17 protein-coding genes are annotated in these 22,355 nt (G+C 62.3%); 10 read left to right on the forward strand and 7 right to left on the reverse strand.

Features of this window, described 5'->3' with window-relative positions:
• Positions 1-190: 190 nt before the first annotated feature.
• From JAO85_RS11325 to JAO85_RS25775, 4 genes are all read left to right on the forward strand, one after another.
• The gene (locus tag JAO85_RS11325; protein ID WP_034394557.1) at positions 191-1,363 is read left to right on the forward strand and encodes an MFS transporter; all 1,173 of its coding nucleotides are present in this window, start codon (positions 191-193) and stop codon (positions 1,361-1,363) included.
• Between the two features lie 272 nt (positions 1,364-1,635).
• A complete protein-coding gene (gene ssb / locus JAO85_RS11330) occupies positions 1,636-2,184 on the forward strand; it encodes a single-stranded DNA-binding protein (protein WP_202788101.1) in 549 nt (182 codons plus the stop codon).
• Between the two features lie 316 nt (positions 2,185-2,500).
• Positions 2,501-3,220 (forward strand): FHA domain-containing protein, encoded by a 720-nt coding sequence (locus JAO85_RS11335; protein WP_202788102.1) that lies wholly within the window; start codon positions 2,501-2,503, stop codon positions 3,218-3,220.
• A 187-nt stretch (positions 3,221-3,407) separates the two neighbouring features.
• Positions 3,408-3,989, forward strand: a complete 582-nt coding sequence (locus JAO85_RS25775; RefSeq protein WP_202788103.1) for a prepilin-type N-terminal cleavage/methylation domain-containing protein — start codon at positions 3,408-3,410, stop codon at positions 3,987-3,989.
• Between the two features lie 231 nt (positions 3,990-4,220).
• On the opposite strand, the gene moaC is transcribed toward JAO85_RS25775, so the two are convergent.
• Complete coding sequence (moaC, locus tag JAO85_RS11345; RefSeq protein WP_202788104.1) at positions 4,221-4,694, reverse strand: cyclic pyranopterin monophosphate synthase MoaC; 474 nt, start codon at positions 4,692-4,694, stop codon at positions 4,221-4,223.
• 200 nt (positions 4,695-4,894) lie between these two features.
• On the opposite strand from moaC, the gene JAO85_RS11350 reads away from it, so the two are divergent.
• Positions 4,895-6,556: a M48 family metalloprotease gene (locus tag JAO85_RS11350; RefSeq protein ID WP_237734807.1), complete on the forward strand. Its 1,662-nt coding sequence runs from the start codon at positions 4,895-4,897 to the stop codon at positions 6,554-6,556.
• Here the strand turns inward: JAO85_RS11350 and JAO85_RS11355 are convergent.
• The 3 genes from JAO85_RS11355 to JAO85_RS11365 form a co-directional block, all read right to left on the reverse strand.
• The gene (locus JAO85_RS11355; protein WP_034348032.1) at positions 6,515-6,865 is read right to left on the reverse strand and encodes a phage holin family protein; all 351 of its coding nucleotides are present in this window, start codon (positions 6,863-6,865) and stop codon (positions 6,515-6,517) included. The genes JAO85_RS11350 and JAO85_RS11355 overlap by 42 nt on opposite strands.
• A gap of 108 nt (positions 6,866-6,973) precedes the next feature.
• Positions 6,974-7,447: a hypothetical protein gene (locus JAO85_RS11360; protein WP_034351037.1), complete on the reverse strand. Its 474-nt coding sequence runs from the start codon at positions 7,445-7,447 to the stop codon at positions 6,974-6,976.
• A 133-nt stretch (positions 7,448-7,580) separates the two neighbouring features.
• Entirely contained in the window at positions 7,581-8,336 is a 756-nt protein-coding gene (locus tag JAO85_RS11365; RefSeq protein ID WP_202788105.1) for a TerC family protein, read from the reverse strand.
• Positions 8,337-8,761: 425 nt separating this feature from the next.
• Between JAO85_RS11365 and JAO85_RS11370 the strand changes: the two genes are divergently transcribed.
• Positions 8,762-9,211, forward strand: a complete 450-nt coding sequence (locus tag JAO85_RS11370; RefSeq protein WP_034382388.1) for a DUF3717 domain-containing protein — start codon at positions 8,762-8,764, stop codon at positions 9,209-9,211.
• Between the two features lie 3 nt (positions 9,212-9,214).
• On the opposite strand, the gene JAO85_RS11375 is transcribed toward JAO85_RS11370, so the two are convergent.
• Both JAO85_RS11375 and purB read right to left on the reverse strand, forming a co-directional pair.
• Positions 9,215-9,775 (reverse strand): YaeQ family protein, encoded by a 561-nt coding sequence (locus tag JAO85_RS11375; RefSeq protein ID WP_012840346.1) that lies wholly within the window; start codon positions 9,773-9,775, stop codon positions 9,215-9,217.
• Between the two features lie 151 nt (positions 9,776-9,926).
• Positions 9,927-11,306 carry an adenylosuccinate lyase gene (gene purB / locus JAO85_RS11380; protein WP_003066783.1) on the reverse strand — a complete coding sequence of 460 codons (1,380 nt, stop codon included), beginning with the start codon at positions 11,304-11,306 and terminating at the stop codon, positions 9,927-9,929.
• Between the two features lie 170 nt (positions 11,307-11,476).
• On the opposite strand from purB, the gene JAO85_RS11385 reads away from it, so the two are divergent.
• Complete coding sequence (locus tag JAO85_RS11385) at positions 11,477-12,094, forward strand: glutathione S-transferase C-terminal domain-containing protein (protein ID WP_012840344.1); 618 nt, start codon at positions 11,477-11,479, stop codon at positions 12,092-12,094.
• Positions 12,095-12,434: 340 nt separating this feature from the next.
• Here JAO85_RS11385 and glnE read toward each other — a convergent pair whose 3' ends face one another.
• A complete protein-coding gene (gene glnE, locus JAO85_RS11390; protein ID WP_202788106.1) occupies positions 12,435-15,227 on the reverse strand; it encodes a bifunctional [glutamate--ammonia ligase]-adenylyl-L-tyrosine phosphorylase/[glutamate--ammonia-ligase] adenylyltransferase in 2,793 nt (930 codons plus the stop codon).
• A 182-nt stretch (positions 15,228-15,409) separates the two neighbouring features.
• Between glnE and JAO85_RS11395 the strand changes: the two genes are divergently transcribed.
• From JAO85_RS11395 to JAO85_RS11405, 3 genes are read left to right on the forward strand one after another with little or no spacing between them, the layout of a single operon-like run.
• On the forward strand, positions 15,410-19,471 hold the full coding sequence (locus JAO85_RS11395) for a YhdP family protein (RefSeq protein ID WP_202788107.1): 4,062 nt from the start codon (positions 15,410-15,412) through the stop codon (positions 19,469-19,471).
• The gene (locus JAO85_RS11400; RefSeq protein ID WP_045839336.1) at positions 19,468-20,283 is read left to right on the forward strand and encodes a carbon-nitrogen hydrolase family protein; all 816 of its coding nucleotides are present in this window, start codon (positions 19,468-19,470) and stop codon (positions 20,281-20,283) included. The genes JAO85_RS11395 and JAO85_RS11400 overlap by 4 nt, the downstream gene beginning before the upstream one ends.
• Positions 20,280-22,355 (forward strand): nitrogen regulation protein NR(II), encoded by a 2,076-nt coding sequence (locus JAO85_RS11405; protein WP_039050353.1) that lies wholly within the window; start codon positions 20,280-20,282, stop codon positions 22,353-22,355. The genes JAO85_RS11400 and JAO85_RS11405 overlap by 4 nt, the downstream gene beginning before the upstream one ends.

Consider the following 22,355-nt stretch of genomic DNA (forward strand, 5'->3'; position numbering starts at 1 on the left):
AGACGGGCTTGCGCGTGACTAGATGATTCAGGTTCACGGACAATCTACGGTTTTATTTCCTCTCTTTTGCCCGGCAGTGGTTTAGTTAACCTGGGCATAAGACTTTGACTCTTGGCAAAATCTGAGCGTGAAAAAAATCAATACCTCCCCCAGCGCGGGCACGCAGGGCACGGACAAATCCTCTTCCACCATGACCTCCCAGGAACGCCGCTCCAGCGGCGCCCTGGCGCTGATCTTTGCGCTGCGCATGCTGGGCCTGTTCCTGGTGCTGCCCGTCTTCATGCTGGAGGCACGCAAATACCCGGGCGGTGACGACCCGGCCATGATCGGCCTGGCCATGGGCCTGTATGGCCTGACCCAGGCCCTGTTCCAGTTGCCCATCGGTCTGGCCTCCGACCGTATCGGCCGCAAGCGTGTCATCGTCGCCGGCCTGCTGGTGTTTGCGGCGGGCAGCCTGATTGCGGCCATGGCCGACTCGCTGACCGGCCTGATGGCGGGGCGTGCCATTCAGGGCGCAGGCGCCGTGTCTGCCGCCGTCACGGCCCTGCTGGCCGATCTGACGCGCGATGGCGTGCGTACCAAGGCCATGGCCATGGTCGGCGGCAGCATCGGCCTGATGTTTGCACTGGCGCTGGTGCTGGCGCCGCTGCTCAATGCCTGGATAGGCCTGTCCGGCATCTTCGGCCTGACTTGCGCGCTGGCGCTGGCCGGCATTGCCGTGGTGCTGTGGGTGGTGCCGCCAGAGCCCAGGCAGCATGCCGATGCGCCCAAGGGCAAGTTCAGCGAGCTGCTGGGCCAGTCCGATCTGCTGCGCCTGAATTTTGGCGTCTTCATTCTGCATACCGTGCAGATGTCCATGTGGGTGGCCGTGCCTGCCATGCTGGTGCAGGCCGGTCTGGCCAAGGAGCAGCACTGGCATATCTATCTGCCGGCCGTGCTGCTGTCCTTTCTGGCCATGGGCCTGCTGTTTTCCATGGAGCGCAAGGGCAAGCTGCGCAAGGCCTTGCTGGGAGCCATTGGCCTGGTACTGGTCGTGCAGATCGGTCTGGGCATGCTGGCCGCCAGCGGCACCATTCCGACGGTCTGGTGCATGGCGCTGCTGATGTTTCTGTTCTTCTGCGGCTTCAATGCGCTTGAAGCCACCCAGCCAAGTCTGGTCTCGCGCATGGCTCCGGCGCCGCTGCGTGGTGCGGCATTGGGTGCCTACAACACGCTGCAGTCGCTGGGCCTGTTTGCCGGTGGCGCTGTCGGTGGTGCAGTCGCCAAATTTGCGGGCGTGCCGGGCTTGTTCATCATGACGGCTGTGCTCGTTGCCCTGTGGCTGGTCGTGACCTGGCCGCTGCGCCCGGTGGGGCGTCACTGACTTACAGCAACACCCCCTGAGGCGCTGTGCGCCTAGGCGGCCCCGCCTTCCCCCTCTCTGCTACGCGGAGGGGGACGCAGCCCTCGCAGCGGGGCTGCCCTTGCTCGGCTGCTCGCGCGCAGTGGCCCCTTTCCTGCTGGGGCACCATGTATCGCCGTGATGGGATATAGGGCAATCCCGTGCTCGTCATGGCTGGCTTGGGGCAGAATACGAGGTTCATTGGTTCGGGACCTTTCGTAATTGCCCGGGCCACTTTTTGAAAAGGTATCTCTATGGCATCCGTCAACAAAGTCATCATCGTCGGCAATCTGGGTCGTGACCCCGAAATGCGCACCTTCCCCAGCGGCGATCAGGTGGCCAATGTGACCATCGCCACCACAGACCGCTGGCGCGACAAGAACACCGGAGAAAACCGCGAAGCCACTGAATGGCACCGTGTGGTATTCAACGGCAAACTGGCCGAAATCGTGGGCCAGTACCTGCGCAAAGGCAGCCAGGTCTATGTGGAAGGCAGCCTGCGCACCCGCAAGTGGACCGACCAGGCCTCCGGTCAGGAACGCTACGCTACCGAAATCCGTGCCGACGCCATGCAGATGCTGGGCAGCCGCCAGGGCGGTGGTCAGCAGCAAGGCGGCTACGGCAGCGATGATGGCTATGGCGAAAGCAGCTACGAAGCACCCCGCCGTCAGGCTCCCGCTCCCATTCAGCAGCGCCCCGCACCGGCACCCATGCAGCAGCGTCCTGCTCCTGCGCCCATGGCTCCTCCTCCCCAGCGCGCAGCTTCGGGGTTTGACGACATGGATGACGACATCCCGTTCTAAATCACGGATAGGTGACTGTCGCCACTTTGCAAAGATTTGCAAAAAAGCCCGCGCTTTCAACGAGCGCGGGCTTTTCTTATATGGCGACTTGATAGATTGCGGGTGCGATTCGAAAGATGCTGCAGTCGAATGACAGCATGGTTGAAAATTTCAATCGAATAGCTGGCTTCATCGAATTAGTGAAATAAGATGCAGCATGCAAGCGCGTTTCATCCAGTTACGATTGATGATTGAGCGCTGAATCACACACTCAAGTGGGAGTGGTCCTAGCCAGTGCAGCCAAGCAGGACTTGGCGTTTCCTCAGGAGCTTCGAGCATGCCGACTTTGGTCATCTCAATCGACGGCGCAGTCATCAAGGAAGTACAGCTCACCAAGGAGCGCACGACCTTGGGTCGTCGTCCCTACAACGACATCGTGATCGAGAATCTGGCGGTCAGCGGCGAGCATGCCGTGCTCACCATCTCTGGCGGCAAGGTCAGCATTGAAGACCTGCGCAGCACCAACGGCACCTATGTCAACGGTCGCGCCATCCAGAAGCAGGACCTGCTCAATGGTGACCTGCTGGACATTGGCCGCTACAAAATCCGCTTTCTCGATACCGTGATTGCCGATTCGAGTGCCCCGTCGTCTGCCCAGAGCAACAAAAAGGCGTTGGCGCATATTTCCGAAGAGGCAGACAGCGGCTATGCCAAAGTCGCCAGTCCCTCGGGGTTTGGTGAAATCTCCAGCTTCAGCTCCACCATTCAGGGCTCGCTCGCCGCACTGCCCGAGCGCCACGCGGTCATTCGCATGCTCACCGGCAGCCTGGCTGGCAGGGAAATACCTCTATTCAAGGTCGTCACCACCCTGGGCAAGCCCGGTGTAGCCATCGCCTCCATCACCCAGAAGCCCCATGGCTTTGTGCTCACCCAACTCGAGGGCGCAAGCGAAGACCTCAAGCTCAATGGCCAGGTGGTGGGCCCTCTGTCTGTGCCGCTGCTCAATGGCGATACGGTGGACCTGGCGGGAAGCACCATGCGCTTTGTCGTGGAGTAAGCATCGACTTGACTCACACCAAGTCGCTGACAAATTTGTCATAACCTGTGACGGATACGTCAAATTTGTTACTAAAACTCTCTTGAATGCTGCCAAACGTGTCGCCTTGGATGAGGCCTGCCTTTGCCAAACTGTTGGCATGCAGCTTGCTTGGTAGCGTGTGTCTCATCCAACTAGGGAGTTTGAAATGAAGCGTTCCATTCAAAAGGGTTTCACCCTGATCGAACTGATGATCGTTGTGGCGATCATCGGTATTCTGGCTGCCGTGGCCCTGCCTGCTTATCAAAGTTATATGGCTAAGTCGCGCTTTGCTGAGGTGGTGCTGCAAGGTTCGGCCTGTCGCTCTGATGTCTCTGCTAAATATCAGACCTCCATGGACGCACTATCTCCCACAAACCCTGGCCCTGGTGGCTGGGGTTGCGAAATTCCTGCTGCCAACAGCAAGCCTGTGGCTGGAAAGTACGTGCTTGAAATCGCGACGAATGATATTGGTGCGGCTCGCTTGGCTCTCAAAGACACGGCTAACAAAGAACTTGGTATTCCTGACGGTGAGTATCTGTACTTTGTACCTTTGAAAAAGGATGGAACCAACATTGCAACTGCAGACTTGGCGGGAGCAGATAAGGGTGGTCTTACAGGTCAGCAGATTGGTGGCATGAAGTGCATGGCATCAACGACTGCAAAGGCTGAATTGAAGAAGTTGTTGCCTGGTAGCTGCTCCGTTGGTACTATTCCTGGCGGCGAAGATTTCAAGGCTGCATCGTCTTAATAGACACTGAAAACTAGTAAAAAGCCTCATTTTAAATGAGGCTTTTTTGATTTGCATAGTATTCCTATTTTTGATTATAAAATTCTCTCTTTTAGATAATTTTATTTATGTGGATTTCTTGTGCTTCTATTATATGAAGCGACTAAATATCAATAAAATTCACTGGCCAAATTAAAGAGTAGTTAATTTAATTTCGAAGAATTTACGGTTGGCGCTTTTTTAAAGCTAATCTCAGGCTATCCAATCCCCCGACTTCCCCCCCCGCTTCTCCAGCACCCTAACCCCCTCCATCACCATCCCCTTATCCACCGCCTTGCACATATCGTAGATCGTCAGCAAACCGACCTGCACGGCGGTCAGGGCTTCCATTTCCACGCCGGTCTGGCCTTTTAGCTCGACGGTGGCGGTGCAGAGAATGGAGCTGGATTCGGGCTCCAGCTCGAACTCCACGGCAACGCGGGTCAGGGCCAGGGGGTGGCACAAGGGGATGAGGTCGCTGGTCTTTTTGGCGGCCATGATGGCGGCGATGCGGGCCACGCCCAGCACGTCGCCTTTTTTGGCCGTGCCGGCCTGCACAATGGCCAGGGTCTCAGGCTTCATGGTGATGCGGCCTTCGGCGACGGCGATGCGGTGGGTGCTGGGCTTTGCTCCAACGTCCACCATATGGGCCTGGCCCTGGGCGTCGAAGTGGGTAAGAGAGGACATGGCGGTTCTTTCCGGCAGCAGACGGGTTCGGCTCTGCGGCGCAATCAGGGTTGAGCGGGTGGTGGGTGGCGGCTATACCTGGGCATCACAGGCGGGCATCTCGCCGCATCCATCAATCAAGGCATCATAGTGGGGTGTTGAACGGTCGGCATATGGAAGATCCGTATGTCGGCAATGCTGTGATTGCCATGCCATTTTTGATGCCAAAACTGCGTACAGTTCATATTCTAAAAGCGCTGACAGCTTCTGTTTTGATAGCTATTCAGGCCGTATCCCCATTGGCTTCCTCTGCGCAGGCGGCGGGTTTGCCGACCCTGGGCGACGGCGCATCGTCGCTGACCACGGGCGAGGAGCGGCGTCTGGGCGATTCCATCGCCCGCGAGCTGTACCGCGATCCGGACTATCTGGACGACCCGGTGCTGCAGGAATATGTGGAAGGCATCTGGCTGCATCTGCAGGATGCGGCGCGCAAGAATGGTGAGCTGTCGCCCGAACTGGAGGAGCGCTTTGCCTGGACACTGCTCCTGGGCAAGGACCGCCAGGTCAACGCGTTTGCACTGCCCGGCGGCTATATGGGCGTCTATCTGGGCCTGATCGGTGTGGTCAGCAGCGGCGATGAGCTGGCATCGGTCATTGCCCATGAAACCAGTCATATCACCCAGCGCCACATTGCCCGCATGATGGCGCAGCAAGGCAAGCAGACGCCGCTGATGCTGGCTTCCATGCTGCTGGGCGCCCTGGCGGCCACGCGCAGCCCCGATGCAGCCATGGCCATCATGATGGGCGGTCCGGCGGCGGTGATGCAAAACCAGCTGAACTTCTCGCGCGCCATGGAGAGCGAGGCGGACCGCATGGGCTACAGCCTGATGTCCCCTGCCGGTTTTGCTCCCCAGGGTTTTGTGAGCATGTTCGGCAAGCTGCAGCAGGCCAGCAGACTCAATGACAACGGCAGCTGGCCCTATCTGCGCAGCCACCCGCTGACCACGCAGCGTATCGCGGACATGGATTCGCGCATTCCGCCCGGCAAGCGTGCGGCCGACCCCGTGCCGACGCTGGAGCATGTGATGATGTCGGCCCGCGCCCGTGTGATCTCCAACCCCGGTGTCGAGGTGCGCCGCCAGTGGGCCAGGCTGCCGCGTTCCGGCAGTTTTTCCAGCCTGAGCCAGTTGGAGCAGGTCGCTCAGCTCTATGCAGCGACGCTCAGTGCCATGTATCTGCGCGACTGGCCGCTGGCGCGCGAGATGGCGCAGCGGCTGCTCGCGGCGACGGCGGACAACGCACCAGCGAATATTCAAGCCAGATGGCTGAATGCCGAGCTTGAATTCAAGGCCGACAACCCGCAGGCGGCCTTGGCGGCTTTGCCGCTGCAGTCCGGCAATGCCCCCCAGGCGGCGCCCAGGGTCACGGCCAGCGGCAATCTGGCCGGGCCACGTGAGGCCGGGCCGAGCGAGGCCGGGCCAAGTCTGGCCACGATTGACGTGGTGGAGCGGGTTGCGCCGCGCAGGCCAGAGCTGTTGCTCAAGGCGGAAATCCTGCTCAGGCTCAACCAGGCTGGCTCCATGGCCAGCCCCTTGCAGACCTGGGTGACGGATCATCCCCGCGATGGCTCGGCCTGGCAGACGCTGGCCCGCGTGTGGCGCAGCCAGGGCCAGGAGATGCGCGCCCTACGGGCCGAAGCAGAGGCCCAGGTGGCGCACTATGACTACGCGGCAGCGGTGGATCGCTTCAAGGCCGCGCAGGATCTGGCTCGCAAGGCCGGCGCCAGTGCCGATTACTTCGAGGCTTCCATCATCGACACGCGTTTGCGTGCCGTGGACGAGTTACTCCGGGAACAGCTGCGCGACAAGGCGGTCAATAAGTAGGCCCAGCACCGAGTAGATCAGCGCACCCAGCATGGCGGCCCAGAAGCCGGTGACATGGAAGCCGCCGAGGATGCCGGAGGCCATCCAGAACATCAGGCCGTTGACCACCAGCAGGAACAGGCCCACGGTGATGATGGTCACGGGCAGCGTCAGTATCACCAGGATGGGGCGAATGATGGTGTTGAGCAGGCCGATGACCAGGGCCGCAATCATGGCCGAGCCGAAGCTCTGTACCTGTACGCCGCTGTAGACATAGGCGACCGCGAGAAGAGCCGCCGCGCAAAGAAGCCATTTGACGAGGATTTTCATGCTGACCAGCATAGCAGCAGGCCGTGTCTGCCGTCATCGCGGCGCAGCATAAAAAAAGCCTTGCGAGGTGTTGGCCGCGCAAGGCTTTTCAGAGAGTGCTTGAAGCTCTTAAATCGAGAGCGAGTCGTCGATCACAAAGCCCATCATGGCGGCAATTGCCGCCATGGTGCCGGGCAGATTCCAGCGGCCGCCGGTGGCGCCTGTCTTGGCATTGGCCTTGACGGGAGCGGCTTGCACGACCTCCTGCTTGGGGCGGCGGGCATCGATGATCTGTGCTGCGCCATGTTCCTGCTGCAACTCGGCGACCAGCTCGGTCAGCGGGCCCTTGGCCAGCACGGCGGTGACCTTGCCTCCTGTCGTCGCCATCACGGGCATCAGCGCCGCAAACAGCTTGTCTGCCCATTTGCCGCGCCAGTTCTCGCGAGCGCGATGGCTGACCCATTTGCTCACACGGTGGGTCATGCGCGGAGCACAGGCCACCAGCAACCAGTGGGAGGAAGCCGCCTGGCTCGATCCCGCCAGTGCCTCGAGCATAGGCTGGGCGTATGTGGCGTCATCCACGTAAACAATGATGGGGTTCAAAGTGCGTCCTAACGGGAACGAAGGTTGAAGAATGCGGCACATCTGTAGGAATGTGCCGACTTGTTTCTATTGTGAGTCGTGAAGGCTGCAGTCAGTTCCCGCATTCCTTCACGAATTGCTGGGTTTTCCAGACTTAGTGGGCTGCAACCGTGGGACGGCGGCTGGCAATGAACTTGCCCAGAGCCAGAACCAGCAGTGCGCCGCCGATATGGGCTGCCCAGTACAGGGTCTTGGAGATCTCGGCCAGACCTTGTGCATCGGTCGTGCCCAGCTTGGGCATCCACAGCCACTTGTCGGTGTTCACGAACACGGGGTCGGTCACGAACATGCCGCCCGCGATCCAGCCCAGCAGCATGCCGCCGGCCACGATGATCATGGGGAAGCGCTCCATCAGCTTGATGACCAGCTGCGAACCCCAGACGATGATGGGCACGGAAATCAGCAGACCCAGCACGATCAGCAGCATCTGGTGGTCGCCCGAGCTCTGGGCTGCGCCGGCGATGGCGATCACGTTGTCCACGGACATCACCAGGTCGGCGACGATGATGGTCTTGATCGCGGCAAACAGCTTGTCGCTGCCTTCGATGTTGTCGTGACCTTCGTCATCGGGAGCAATCAGCTTGATACCGATCCAGATCAGCAGTATGGCACCCACGACCTTCAGGAACGGCAGCTGCAGCAGCACCATGGCAAAGGCGATCAGGATGATGCGCAGGATGATGGCACCGGCAGTACCGTAGATGATGCCCTTGCGACGCTGCTCGGGTGGCAGCTTGCGGCAGGCCAGTGCGATCACGACCGCGTTGTCGCCGCCGAGCAGGATGTCGATGATGATGATTTGGCCCAGCGCAATCCAGAAGGGCGTGTGGGTCAGAAAGTCCAGATCCATGTGATTTTTCCTCGTTGTGGAATGCCGCCGGTGCAGTCTGCATAGGTTTGGCACTTGACGCCAGCGGGTGAAGACCAAGGTGACGTAAGTCGAAGCGCAAACCCGCGCGAGGAATCGTGCAGGGGCAGACACTTTGATTGACCGTCATCGGCCTATCAAAGGTCTTGCTCGATTGCAGCCTGGCTGCAAACCGTATGGCCGGAAGCTTGCGCTTCGTATTGACGACCATCCGCTCATGACGCAAAGCATGCGCCCGATAAGCTACTCCCCTTCGAAGCTGCGCATTTCAACACAGCAGGCATGGGATTTCAAGTTTCAAACCCCATCTAGTTCACAGGTTTTATATTGAGCAGCCGTCTTGCGGCGCCTTTGCACAAAGCACAGGCAGCTACCAAAAACGAAGCAACCTTGCTGACGCAGGCCTCATGGCTGCGGCTTATGATGCCTGCTCCATGACTGCCATTCATATCACCGACATCGAAGCGGCCATCAATTACTGGCGAGGCCGTGCTCCATCACCCGACGGCGTGCTGCTGGCACCCGAGGTCAAGGCGCTGGCCGAGGTGTATGCGCTGATGATTCATGCCTGCGAGTCCGAGGTGGCGGTGGAGGGTTTCCCGTCACATGCCATGGCTGCCTGGCTGGCCTGGTTCGACACCATGCCCGATACGCCTTGCATTGCCATCTGTTCCACCAGCCAGGGCGACGAGAAATGCAAGGGCTGCGGCCGCAGTTTCGACGAGGTGCAGCACTGGACTGCCATGGAGCCCGCCGAGAAGCGGGCCGTATGGCGCCGCATCACGGTCGAGGGCGATTCCTGGCGCTTCAACCGCTATGCGGAGCGCGCGGCGGAGCGGCGCGGCCAGAGTTTCTGAAGCTTATTTCCAGCGCGTGGGCTCGATAAACACCGTGCCCAGATTGCTGGACAGCGTGAGCTGGCCTTCCTGAATCGTGGCTTGCAGTTGCATGCTGCGCTCGGCCAGCGCACCCAGTTGCTGGGCCACTTCCGAGTCGATGTAATGCACTTCCAGCTTGCTCTGGCGGGCCAGCTTGCCTTCCAGACCCTTCCACCAGACATGGGCGGCGTGGTTGAAGGGGTAGACCAGCATATGGTCGGACTTGTTGCAGGCCTTGGTGATGGGCTTTTCGTCGGGCTGGCCGACTTCGATCCACAGGCGCTTCTGGCCGGTGTAGTCGGTGATGTGCACGTCCGGATCGTCAGGGTCGGACAAGCCGATGCCAAAGCCCAGCGTGCCGTCACCATTGCACAGGTCCTGCAGCTTCCAGGCGTTCAGCGCCAGGGCCACCAGGCGCACCATCATGCGGTCATCTGTTTCGCTGGGATGGCGCGCCAGTGTCAGATTGTGGTCGGCGTAGTAGTTGTGGTCGATGTCGGCAATCGACAGATTGGCTTTGAAGATGGTGGACTTGATGGCCATGGCGGTGCTGCCCGCAGGCAGTCCTTTTTGAAAACTATCAAAAACAAGAGCTGCCAGCGCCAATAAACATTGGCTTTGGCAGCTCTTTGATGCTGAAAAGCTTGAGTATCAAGCGCTAGCAGCTATCCTTTTTGCGGATCAAACTTGCGAATCAAACGCGCTTGGCCAGCTCGGCAGCCTTGCCGATGTAGGAGGCAGGCGTCATGGCCAGCAGACGGTCCTTGTCGGCCTGGGGGATTTCCAGACCGTTGATCAGGCGGTGCAGGTCTTCGGCCAGCACGGTCTTGCCGCGCGTGACTTCCTTGAGCTTTTCGTAGGCGCCCTGCACGCCATAGCGGCGCATCACGGTCTGGATGGGCTCGGCCAGCACTTCCCAGGCGTGGTTCAGGTCTTCCTGCAGGCGCTCTTCGTTGAGTTCGAGCTTGTTCAGGCCGGTCATCAGCGAAGCGTAGGCCAGCGTGGTGTAGCCGAAGGCGACGCCGATGTTGCGCAGCACGGTGGAGTCGGTCAGGTCACGCTGCCAGCGGCTGATGGGCAGCTTCTCGGCCAGATGCTTGAGCATGGCGTTGGCCATGCCCAGATTGCCTTCGCAGTTCTCGAAGTCGATGGGGTTGACCTTGTGGGGCATGGTGGACGAGCCGATCTCGCCGGCCTTCAGGCGCTGCTTGAAGAAGCCCAGGGAGACATAGCCCCAGATGTCGCGCGACAGGTCGATCAGGATGGTGTTGGTGCGAGCCATGGCATCGAACAGCTCGGCCATGTAGTCATGGGGCTCGATCTGGATGGAGTAGGGCTGGAAGCTGATGCCCAGGCCCTTGGGCTCGGCGGATTCCACCACGTTCTGGCTGAAGGCTTCCCAGTCGAACTCGGGCCAGGCCGACAGGTGGGCGTTGTAGTTGCCCACGGCGCCGTTCATCTTGCCCAGGATCTTCACGCCGGCGATGTTGGCAGCGGCCTTTTGCAGGCGTACGACCACGTTGGCCAGTTCCTTGCCCACGGTGGTGGGGGAGGCAGTCTGGCCGTGGGTGCGGCTGAGCATGGGCACTTCGGCATAGAGGTGGGCCATCTCGCGCAGCTTGGCGATGATGCCGTCGATGGCGGGCAGCAGCACGGTGTCGCGGCCGACGCGGATCTGCAGCGCGTGGCTGGTGTTGTTGATGTCTTCGCTGGTGCAGGCAAAGTGCACGAACTCGGCGGCCTTTTGCAGCTCGGCGCGGCCATCGAACTTGGACTTGATCCAGTACTCCACGGCCTTCACGTCGTGGTTGGTGGTCTTTTCGATGGCCTTGATGGCGTCGGCATCGGCTTCGGAGAAGTTGGCGACCAGCGCGTGCAGATAGTCGCGCGATTCGGCCGACAGCGCGGGGAATTCGGCAAAACCGGCATCGGACAGGGCGATGAACCAGGTCACCTCGACCTGAACACGGCGGTGCATATAGCCGTATTCGCTCATGATGGGGCGCAGTGCGGACAGCTTGGCGGCGTAGCGGCCGTCCAAGGGAGAGATGGCGGTGAGGGAGGACAGGTTCATGGTGGCGCAATTGTAGGTGCGCTGCATCAGTCGCACGCCGCGCTGGGTTGCTCGGCGGCCGTGACTGGCACGCATGCCGGCCCTTTGCGGCGGCAGCCGGGCCGCCATGCCAGCGCATAGAATCATCGCACCGGCCCGTCGCCGGTGACTCGTGTCATGGAACCGCTGCTATGAAACTAATAGGCTCCACCACCAGCCCCTTTGTGCGCAAAGTCCGCGTCGTGCTGGCCGAAAAGAAGCTGGACTATCAATTCGTCGAAGAGAACCCCTGGGAGGAAGCGCTTGCGCCGGGTACGGGCAATCCTCTGGGCAAGGTGCCGCGCCTGGTGATGGACGGAACGGAGGCCATGTTCGATTCGCGCGTCATCGTCGAATATCTGGACACACTTTCGCCGGTTGGCAAGCTGATTCCGGGCACGGGCCGCGAGCGCGCCGAGGTCAAGACCTGGGAGGCCCTGGCTGACGGCATGCTGGACGCTGCCGTTCTGGTGCGGCTGGAGGCCACCTGGCCCGGCCGCAGCGCAGAGCAGCGCAGCCAGGCCTGGATGGACCGCCAGATGGGCAAGGTCCAGGCCGCGCTCAAGGTCATGTCTCAGGGCTTGGGCGAGAAGCCGTTTTGCTGCGGAGGCACGCATCTGACGCTGGCCGATATCAGCGTCGGCTGTGCCCTGGCCTGGCTGGATTTCCGCTTTCCCGAGATGGACTGGCGCGCCGAGCATCCGAATCTGGCCGCCTTGCTGATCAAGCTGGCGGCACGCCCCAGCTTTGTGAACACCGTGCCCCACTGAGTGGCAGCATGTCGTCAAAGAAAAGGCCACTCGAAAGTGGCCTTTTTTGGGGCATAAAAAAGCTGCGAAGCATCCCGAAACGAATTAAGAGAGGGAGGGAGGAGAAGCGCTCCGGGGATTGTTCAATGGGCGTACCCAAGGGCTTCGCAACTGGAAATTGGTGAATGCAGACCTGTCAGTTCATTGCACTTGACTATCAGATAAGACACTGTTGCAGAAGTTCCAGCCCCAGTGGGTTTCATTTTTGTAACAGTTTGGCAATGCCTGTAGGCAAATCTTGATGGATGCTGCCAGTGCTTCGAAAAGCAGGTGCTCACCAATCTCCGATCCATTGAGGCAGTTAGCTGCTTTGCGCTGAGGCGACAGGCCCGAACACCGCAGTCCAGAGCTTGAGTACCGCTTCACGCTGGGCTTGGGCCTGCTCTGGTTCCAGCTGTCCGGAACGCTCATCCAGTCTTGCCACGTGTTGCAGGCGGCGCAGCTCACGGTAGGCCTTGGCTGCTTCATAGCCCACTGCCTTGGGCAGCAGGCCCGCGTCTTCGGCGCGCTGCAGCAAGGCGATATTGCCCACATTGGCGATCAGCTCGCGGTGCGCGCCGGATTCGGCCAGCACCAGGTACTGCACGGCAAATTCCACATCCACCATGCCGCCGGGGCTGTGTTTGACGTCAAACAGGCCGCCGCGTACCGGGTGGGCGCCACGCACCCGCTCACGCATGGTTTCAATCTCGTTGCGCAGAGCAGCGGCATCGCGCGGCGCGGTGATGACGGCTTCGCGCACCGCATCAAAACGCTGATGCAGGTGCAGATCGGTCGCAGGCTCGCCTGCAGGCGAGGGAAAGTCGCGGCTGCCAAGCACAAAGCGGGCACGCGTCATGGCCTGGTGTTCCCAGGTCCAGGCGGTGTTGCTGCCGCGCTGCTGCTGGTAGTTGGCATAGGACTCGAAGCTGGTCACCAGCAGGCCCGAGTTGCCGTTGGGGCGCAGTGCGGTGTCGATCTCGAACAGATCGCCTTCACCGGTCTTGACGGTCAGCCAGTTGATGAGCTTGCGCACATAGGCCGCGTAGACCTCGGGCGCGCGGTCATCGTCGTCATCGAAGACGAAGACGATGTCCAGATCGCTGCCGTAGCCGAGTTCCTTGCCGCCGAGCTTGCCGTAGCCCACGATGCCGAAACGTGGCGTATCGCGATGGCGGTTCTTGAGCCGGCTCCAGCACCATTGGGCCGTGATGCGCAGCACGCTGTCGGCCAGGGCGCTGAGGTCGTCGGCCACTTGCTCTACGGTAATGCGGCCTTCGATATCGCGCGCCAGCGTGCGGAAGACTTCGGCATGGTGGGCGCGGCGCAGCAGATTGAGCAGGGTTTCGTCGTCGTCCTCGCCCGTGGACTGCAGGGCGGCCAGGCGCATGGCCAGCTCGTGCTCGAAGTCTGCTGCGACAAAGCGCTCCTTGAGGATGGCATCGCTGGCCAGCTCATCGATCACCCCGGGGTGTTGCTGCAGGTAACGTGCTGGCCAGCGTGCAGCTCCCAAAAGATGTAGCAATCTCTCGTGAACTGCCGGGCGCTCCAGCAGCAAGGCGAGATAGCTTTCGCGGCGCAGCAGGGGTTCCAGCCACTGCAGAAAGCGTTTGGCAGCTTCTTCGCTGGACTGGCCGCTTTCCACCCATTGCGAGGTGCGCTCCACCAGCCTGAACAAACGAGCCCGCGCCTCGTCGCGCAGGCCGTTGATGCGGGTATTGCTGCGCCAGTCGGCGACCTGCCCGGCCAGCGAGGGAGGCAGGGCCTCGATCAGGTCTTCGATGTCTCTGGGCGTGGGCGGTCCGCCTGCCGCGGCCTTGGCGGCATTGCAGTGGCCGTTGCTGCATTGCTGGGAGTCACCGCCGAGCAAGGTGTCGAACTCCTGTGCCACCAGTTCGCGGTGCTCGTCCAGCTGGTGCAGAAAGCCGCAGGCATCGGCATAGCCCAGGGTGCGGGCAATCCACAGCAGATCATCGTCGCGTGTGGGCAGCACATGGGTCTGCTGATCGTCCAGATACTGGATGCGGTGCTCCACCTGGCGCAAGAAGATGTAGGCGCGGCTCAGCGCATCGGCAATCTCGGCGCTCATCAGATTGGCCTGCACCAGGCGCTGCAGCGCTTCCAGTGTGGGGCGACGGCGCAGTTCGGGGAACTGGCCGCCGCGCACCACCTGCAGCAGCTGCACGATGAATTCGATCTCGCGGATACCGCCGCGCGAGAGCTTGACGTCGTTGGCGCGCTCGGGATGGCCTGCGCTGCGCTTGGAGGCGTGGTCACGGATCTGGCGATGCAGGCTGCGCAGCGAGTCGAACACCGCATAGTCCAGATAGCGGCGGAACACAAAGGGCAGCACCACGCCGCGCAGGGCCTGGACGTTGGGGGTCTGGATATCGGCCAGCGGCGCTACGATGCGGCTCTTGAGCCAGGCAAAGCGCTCCCATTCGCGGCCATGGATCTGCAGATATTCCTCCAGCGAGGACAGCGAGACGGCGGGGGCGCCTGAATTGCCGTTGGGCCGCAGGGCCAGGTCGACGCGAAAGACAAAGCCGTGTTCGGTGGTGTCGCCGATCAGGCTGAAGATGCCCTTGACGGCACGGCCGAAGTACTCGTGGTTGGAGATCACGCCGCGGCCGTCGGCCTTGCCACGGGTGTCGCCGTCATGTTCGTAGACGTAGATCAGGTCGATGTCGCTGGAGACATTGAGCTCGCGGGCGCCGAGCTTGCCCATGCCTATGACCCAGAACTGGACTTCCTGGCCGGCGGGTCCTTGAGGTGCACCATGCCGGGTGTCGAGTTCGGCGCGCACCTGGGTGCAGGCGCGATCCAGGGCCAGCTCGGCCAGCTCGGTGACGGCCTTGGTCACTACGGCGAGAGGTGCCTGCTGTTCGCAGTCCAGCACGATGATGCGCTCCATCACCAGCTGGCGCAGCACGCGCAGCGCCGCGGAGAGGTCCAGGCCGCGCGACTGCAGCGTGCCCAGGGCCTGCTCCATCAGGGCCCGGTCGGGGGCTCCCGGCGGCAAGGCGTCAAACCAGTTCTCGTAACGGCGGTGAAGGCGCTGCACAAAGCGCGAGTACTGGGCCGGGGAAGGAACATTGAGGGCGTTTTCTGCCATTGCTTGCTCTGGGGACTGCATGCGGACCGTGAAAAATGATGTCAGGCAGGCAGGTAATCAGCCCGGCAACGTGTGGTTACCGAAACGCGCACGGGGCGCCGGTCATAATTCCTGCCATTGCTAGGCCACCGATGATCGAACCGAAACCACTCCCAACTCGCCAAATTCATAGGCTGGCCAGCTTGGCACGGTGGTCTCTGGGACTGGTCCTTAGCCTGTGGCTGCTGCTGGCCACCGTGTGGGGGGTGCTCCATTTCTGGATTGTGCCGCGAATCGAACAGTGGCGCCCCGAGCTGGAATCCCTGGCCTCACGCAGCCTGGGTGTACCGGTTTCCATTGGCCGGCTGAATGCTTACCGCTCGGGTCTGGTGCCGACCTTCGAGCTGGGCGACGTAGTCCTGCATGACCCTGCGAACAAGAGTGAGGCCTTGCTGCTGCCCAAGGTGGTGGTGGCGGTCTCTGCCCATTCGCTGATGACCCTGGGCGTCGAGCAGATATATCTGGAAGGGCCGGATCTGACGGTGCGCCGCGATGCCGACGGCCAGATCTTTGTGGCCGGTATTGCCGTGTCATCCGATCCGGGGCAGGGTACCGACTCCGACTGGATCTTCTCCCAGCCCGAAATCGCCATCCGCAGCGGCAAGCTGCAGTGGGTGGACGAGCTGCGCAATGCCGCGCCCTTGCAACTGCAGGATGTGGATCTGGTGCTGCGCAACAAGCGCTGGCACCACTCCCTGCGGCTGGATGCCACGCCGCCAGAGGGCTGGGGCCAGCGCTTTACGGTCATGGGCAACTTCAAGGAGCCTTTGCTGTCGGTGCATGAAGGGCGTCTGGAGCGCTGGAGCGGACAGGCTTATCTGGACTTCACGCATATCGACCTGTCCCATCTGGGCCAGTATCTGGGGCCGCAGGACTGGAAGCTGCAGCAGGGCAAGGGCTCGGTCAGGGCCTGGCTGGATGTGGATCACGGACAGCCCGTGGGCGGGGTGGCCGATGTCGCGGTACAGGCGCTGCAACTCCAATGGCGGGACAGACCTGAGCCCCTGGCCCTGCAGGCCTTGCGGGGGCGTTTGCGGGCCAAGAATCAGAACGGTTACCAGTTTTCCGTCCAGGGATTGCAGTTCACGGCCGATGACGGCCTGAACTGGCCCAGAGGCGACTTCAGCCTGCGCTATGTGCCGACCGGCGCTTCCGAGCAGGGCAGCCAGGGCGAGCATGGCGAGGTTCAGGCCGATGGCATCGATCTGGCCATTGCGGCGCAGATGCTGCAGCGTCTGCCCCTGCCGGAGTCCGTGCAGACCCAGCTCAAGGCGCTTGCGCCGGCAGGACAGCTGAGTGATCTCAAGCTGTCATGGCGCGGACCTCTGCAGCAGCTGGCGCAGTACAAGGCTTCGGGGCGCTTCGAGCAGCTGGGCTTGCGTTCCCAGGCTTCGCAGGAGGGTCCGCACAGCATAGGTATTCCCGGCGTGCGGGGGCTGAGTGGCAAGTTCAGCCTGGACCAGGACAGCGGCGAGGCAACGCTGACCAAGACGGCGGAGGCCAACCAGGCCATGCTGAGCTTCCCCGGAGTGTTTGAAGACCCCGATATTCCGCTCGACCAGTTCGACAGCCTGGTGCGCTGGCAACTGCTGGACAAGGGCCAGTCCATCAAGGTGCAGGTGCCCCGGCTGCGTTTCGCCAATGAGGACACGGCCGGCCAGGCCCAGGCCAGCTGGCAGTCCGGTGCAGGGACCAAGGAGCAGCCGCGCTTTCCGGGACTGCTGGATCTGCAAGGGCAGCTCAGCCGCGCCAAGGGTGAACGGATTTATCGCTATCTGCCCCAGGATCTGGGCAGCGATGCGCTGCGCTATGTGCGCGAGGCCATCACCACGGGTCAGGCCAGTGCAGTGAACTTCCGCGTCAAGGGCGAGCTCGAGCATGTGCCGTTTGAAAAGCCGGGCAAGGGCGAATTCCACATCAGTGCCCAGGTGCATGATGTGAACTACCAGTTTGTGCCCGGCTATCTGCTGGGCCCCGGCGAAAAGCCCTGGCCGCCGCTGACCAGGCTGTCGGGCGAGCTGGTGTTCGACCGCAACTCCATGCAGGTGCGCAAGGCCAAGGGCTTTCTGGGGCATACCGCCATCGTGGTTGATGAAGCGCAGGCCGGAGTGGCCGACTGGAACCTGACCGAGGTGGAGGTCAACGCCAAGGCTCATGGAGCTCTGGGCGATATGCTGAACCTGGTCCAAGGCTCGGCCCTGTCTGCGCTGACTGCCCATGCTCTGGATGGCAGCAAGGCCACGGGCAATGCCAAGCTCAGCCTCAGGCTGCATCTGCCCACCATGCATATGGAGCGCAGCAAGGTACAGGGTGAAGTGGCGCTGGCGGGCAATACGCTGCAGCTGATGCCCGAGGTGCCCACACTCAGCCAACTGCGCGGCAATGTGCAGTTTTCGGAGACCGGCTTTCAGCTCTCGGGCGTGCAGGCCAGAGCTCTGGGCGGTGATGTGCGCATCGAGGGCGGCATGAAGCCTGCCGCCGACGCCGCCACGGCTCCGGTGCAAGTGCGCGTGGACGGTATTGCCACGGCCCAGGGCCTGCGTGACGCCAAGGAGATGAGCGAACTGGTGGCTCTGGGCAAGCATCTGCAAGGCCAGGCCCGTTATGGCTTGCAGATCAAGGTGCTGCACAGCGTGCCGGAAATCAGTCTGCAGTCCGAGCTGCAGGGAATGGCGGTCATGTTGCCAGCTCCTTTGGGCAAGGCGGCCGACAGCTCCCTGGCCTTGCGTGTCAACCGTACGGTGCCAGCCGTGGCCAAGCCGCTGACCGATCAGTTCAGCGTGCAATGGGGCAATCAGGCCGCAGCTTTGCTGGAGCGCGATATCAGCGGGGCCCAGGCCCGCATCACACGCGGCAGCCTGGAGCTAGTGGAGTCGGGCAAGGCGGAAGCCGCGTTGCCGCCTGCCGGCCTGCAGGCCAGGGTGCAATTGCCGGTGCTTGATCTGGATGCCTGGAGTCGTTTGTGGCCCGATGGCGCAGGGGGCGCTGCCGATGGACCAGGTGCCGAGGAAGAGAGCTGGCGCCAGTTTGTGCCGCAGCAGCTGGCGCTCAAGGCGCGCGAGGTGAAGCTCCATGGCCGTTCGCTGCACGATGTATCCCTGCAGCTCAGCCATGCCAGCAAGGTCTGGACCAACCAGATCCAGTCACGCGAGCTGGCAGGGCGTGTGGAGTATCGCGAACCCTCCGCGCAGGAGCCGGGCGGCCTGGTCATCGCCAAGCTCTCGCGTCTGAGCATTCCCGACGGCCCGGACGAAGGGCTGGATGCTGCTGCGGAACAGACCGGCAATGTGCGCGAGTTACCGGCCTTGCAGGTCAGTGTGGACGACTTCCAGCTGGGCAAGCGCTCGCTGGGCAAGCTGGATGTGGTGGCGCGCAATCACGGGCTGTCCGTCGGCGCGGGGCAGCGCGAATGGCAGCTGTCGCGCTTCAATATCAGCACGCCCGAGGCGACGTTGACGGCCCAGGGCTCCTGGGGGCTGCGCTCCAGTGACAAAAAGCACCCGGGGCAGACCCAGCTGCAGTTCCAGCTCAATCTGCGCGATGTGGGCAAGCTGCTCAATCGCTTTGACATGCCGGGCGTGGTTGCCAATGGACAGGGCCAGCTGCAGGGTGAAATCAGCTGGACAGGAGCGCCCGTGACGCCGGAGTTCAAGACCATGTCCGGCGCCGTGCATCTGGAGGTGCAAAAAGGCCAGTTCCTCAAGGCCGATCCGGGACTGGCCAAGCTGCTGGGCGTGCTCAGCCTGCAGTCTCTGCCCAGGCGGCTGACGCTGGACTTCCGCGACGTGTTCCGTAACGGCTTCTCTTTCGACTTCATGCGAGGCGATGTCACCATAGAGCGCGGCATTGCCAAGACGAATAACATGCAGATGAAGGGCGTGAACGCGGCCGTGCTGATGGAGGGCTCTGCCGATATCGACAAGGAAACCCAGGACCTGCATGTCGTGGTAGTGCCGGAGATCAACGCCCTGTCCGCCTCCCTGGTTGCGACGGCCATCAATCCCGTGGTGGGGCTGAGCAGCTTTCTGGCACAGATGATTCTGCGTGGCCCGCTGATTGCGGCCACGACCAAGGAGTTCCATATCCACGGCAGCTGGGAAGACCCGCAGGTGACCGAGCTGCCCAGGCGCAGCGTGCCCAAGGCCGGAGCCGACGATGCCGGCAAGCAGCCCGCTGCCGCTCCAAGCTCAGAGGAGAAGCCATGAAGATTGCCGCTCTACAAATGGTCTCGGGTCAGGACGTCGCAGCCAATCTGGCGCAGGCGCGCAGCCTGATGCAGCAGGCTGCCGCCCTGGGTGCGGAGCTGGTGGTGCTGCCCGAGTATTTCTGTGCCATGGGAGCCAGGGACACCGACAAGCTGGCCTACCGGGAGGCTTTTGGCCAGGGGCCGATCCAGGACTTCATGGCCGGGGCGGCCAGGCAGCTGCAGCTGTGGGTGGTGGCCGGCACGCTGCCGCTGCAGGCCGCTGACGACAGCCATGTGCTCAACACCAGTCTGGTCTATTCGCCCGAGGGCGAATGCGTGGCCCGCTACGACAAGATCCACCTCTTTCAGTTCGACAACGGGCGCGAGAGCTATACCGAGGCTGCCGTGGTGCAGGCGGGCAGCCAGCCCGTGGTCTGCGACATACAGGCCAGAAATGGCGTGAGCTGGCGCCTGGGCCTGAGTGTCTGCTATGACCTTCGCTTTCCCGAGCTGTACCGCGCACTCAGTGCACAGGGGGCCGATCTGCTGCTGGTGCCAAGTGCCTTCACCTACACCACGGGCCAGGCGCACTGGGAGGTGCTGCTGCGGGCGCGGGCGATAGAGAACCTGGCCTATGTGCTGGCACCGGGCCAGGGCGGCGTGCATGAAAACGGTCGCCGCACCTGGGGCCACAGCCTGCTGATCGACCCCTGGGGCGAGGTGCAGGGCCTGCAGGCCAGCGGCACCGGCGTGGTGGCGGGAGAGCTCAATCGTGACCGCCTGCTGCAGGTGCGCCAGCAATTGCCGGCCTTGACCCATCGTGTGCTGTGACTGATCCGCTGAATACCGCTCTTGACGCACTGCCCGAGGACCATCCCGCCCATTGGCCCTGGCGGCGCTGGCGCATGGCCTGGAAGCGCTGGTCGCTATGGACCTTGCTGGTGGCACTGGTGGTCAGCATGCTGGTCACCATGGTCTGGCTGGCCGGACGCTATGAGGCCTCGCAGGTGCAGGAAAAGCTGGAGCGCGACACCGCCAATGCGGTCGGCGATATCCGTGCAGCGCTGGGCCGCAATCTGCAGGACCTGCTGGCGCTGAGCGCCTACAGCAGCAAGCATGCCGCCTGGCGCGAGCATGCGACCGAGCTGCTGCAGCAGCGCCGCGATCTGATGCGCATCGAATGGCGCGGTGAAAACATGCGTCTCATCGAGCATGCCGAGACGCCTTACCGCACCTTGCTGGTCGAGGACGAAAGCCATTTGCCCGAGCTGCATTCGGGCGAGGCACTGACCTGTACCCAGGCCAGACGCGTCAACGGGCCATCGTACTCGCCCAGCCGCTTCCAGCTGCTGGGCGAGGGCCTGGGCACGGAGACCATGCAGGTCTGCATGCCGCTGACGGAGAACGGCCATGTGGTGGGCTATGTGCTGGGCACGTACAGCCTGCAGGGCATTCTGATGGCCCAGGTGGGGAAATCCCTGCCGCGCACCCAGGAGGTTTCGTTCACCGAGCCGGACGGCACGCGTCTGGCCATGGTGGGGGCGGCCTGGCGCGGCTCGCGCATGTTCACGGCCCAGCAGTTGCTGGATCTGCCGGGCAACACCCTGGTGCTGCGCATGGACAGCTGGCATCACGCGCCCAGCGTTTTTCCGAATGTGATGACGGCGCTGGTGACCGGCATGTCGATCGCGCTGGTGACCGTGGTGGTGGTGCTGGTGCGCGACAACCGCCGCCGCCTGCGTGCGGAGCGCGATCTGGGCGATGCGCTGGCCTTTCGCAAGGCCATGGAGGACTCCCTGGTCACGGGCATGCGTGCACGCGATCTCCAGGGCCGCATCACCTATGTGAACCCGGCCTTCTGCAATATGGTGGGCTTCAGCGCGCAGGAGCTGCTGGGTCTCAATGTGGCGCCTTACTGGCCGCCCGAGCTGGCCCAGGAATATGTGAGCCGACGCGATCAGCGCCTCGCCGGCCTGCTGCCCACACCGCGCCAGGGCCACGAGAGCGTGTTCATGCGCAAGGACGGCTCGCGCTTTCCGGTGCTGATTTTCGAGGCGCCGCTGATCACCGCCCAGGGCCAGCACACGGGCTGGATGAGCGCTTTCATCGATATCAGCGAGCAGCGCCGCATGGAGGAGATGTCGCGTGCCTCCCAGGAGCGCCTGCAGGCCACGGCACGCCTTGCGACGGTGGGCGAGATGGCCTCCATGCTCAGCCATGAGCTGACACAGCCGCTGGCCGCCATTTCCAGCTATGCCACGGGCTCGCTCAATCTGCTGGAGCATGAGCCGACTGACCCTCAGGTCCCGCATCTCAAGGACTTGCGCATGGCTCTGGAGCGCATCAGTTTTCAGGCCGACCGCGCAGGCAAGGTCATCAAGAGCGTGCGCGATTTCGTGCGCCGGCGCGACAAGTCCAGAGAGGTGGTGCAGCCCGTGGAGCTGATCGATGCCGTCATGCCTCTGGTCTATCTGCAGGCGCACAAGCTCAATGCAACTGTGCAGCTGGAGCTGGAGCCCGATCTGCCGGGGGTGCTCTGCGATGTCACCATGGTCGAGCAGGTGCTGCTCAATCTGGCGCGCAACGGCATGCAGGCCATGGACCTGCCCGAGCTCAAGGAGAGGGTGTTGACCATGGCTGTCAGGCGCAGTTCTGACGGTAATAACGCGCGTTGGGTAGAATTTTCCATCATGGACTGCGGCGCCGGCATTTCTGCGGAAGTCGCCGAGCAGCTGTTCACCCCCTTCTTCACCACGCGCACCGAAGGCATGGGCCTGGGCCTGAGTCTGTGCCGCACGGTGGTGGAGCAACATGGTGGTCACCTTGATTACCGCCCGCACCTCCCGCAGGGCACGGAGTTTGTCTTCACGCTTCCGGCCCACTGGGAACCCAGAGAGAACTAG

The organism is Comamonas sp. NyZ500, assembly GCF_016772095.1.
Classification (GTDB): domain Bacteria; phylum Pseudomonadota; class Gammaproteobacteria; order Burkholderiales; family Burkholderiaceae_C; genus Comamonas; species Comamonas thiooxydans.

Excerpts from the sequence above, each read along its gene's own strand:
- JAO85_RS11325 (WP_034394557.1), top strand. The coding sequence starts at position 191 with ATGACCTCCCAGGAACGCCGCTCCAGCGGCGCCCTGGCGCTGATCTTT.
- ssb (WP_202788101.1), top strand. The coding sequence starts at position 1,636 with ATGGCATCCGTCAACAAAGTCATCATCGTCGGCAATCTGGGTCGTGAC.
- JAO85_RS11335 (WP_202788102.1), top strand. The coding sequence starts at position 2,501 with ATGCCGACTTTGGTCATCTCAATCGACGGCGCAGTCATCAAGGAAGTA.
- JAO85_RS25775 (WP_202788103.1), top strand. The coding sequence starts at position 3,408 with ATGAAGCGTTCCATTCAAAAGGGTTTCACCCTGATCGAACTGATGATC.
- moaC (WP_202788104.1), bottom strand. The coding sequence starts at position 4,694 with ATGTCCTCTCTTACCCACTTCGACGCCCAGGGCCAGGCCCATATGGTG.
- JAO85_RS11350 (WP_237734807.1), top strand. The coding sequence starts at position 4,895 with ATGCCAAAACTGCGTACAGTTCATATTCTAAAAGCGCTGACAGCTTCT.
- JAO85_RS11355 (WP_034348032.1), bottom strand. The coding sequence starts at position 6,865 with ATGAAAATCCTCGTCAAATGGCTTCTTTGCGCGGCGGCTCTTCTCGCG.
- JAO85_RS11365 (WP_202788105.1), bottom strand. The coding sequence starts at position 8,336 with ATGGATCTGGACTTTCTGACCCACACGCCCTTCTGGATTGCGCTGGGC.
- JAO85_RS11370 (WP_034382388.1), top strand. The coding sequence starts at position 8,762 with ATGGCTGCGGCTTATGATGCCTGCTCCATGACTGCCATTCATATCACC.
- JAO85_RS11375 (WP_012840346.1), bottom strand. The coding sequence starts at position 9,775 with ATGGCCATCAAGTCCACCATCTTCAAAGCCAATCTGTCGATTGCCGAC.
- purB (WP_003066783.1), bottom strand. The coding sequence starts at position 11,306 with ATGAACCTGTCCTCCCTCACCGCCATCTCTCCCTTGGACGGCCGCTAC.
- JAO85_RS11385 (WP_012840344.1), top strand. The coding sequence starts at position 11,477 with ATGAAACTAATAGGCTCCACCACCAGCCCCTTTGTGCGCAAAGTCCGC.
- glnE (WP_202788106.1), bottom strand. The coding sequence starts at position 15,227 with ATGGCAGAAAACGCCCTCAATGTTCCTTCCCCGGCCCAGTACTCGCGC.
- JAO85_RS11400 (WP_045839336.1), top strand. The coding sequence starts at position 19,468 with ATGAAGATTGCCGCTCTACAAATGGTCTCGGGTCAGGACGTCGCAGCC.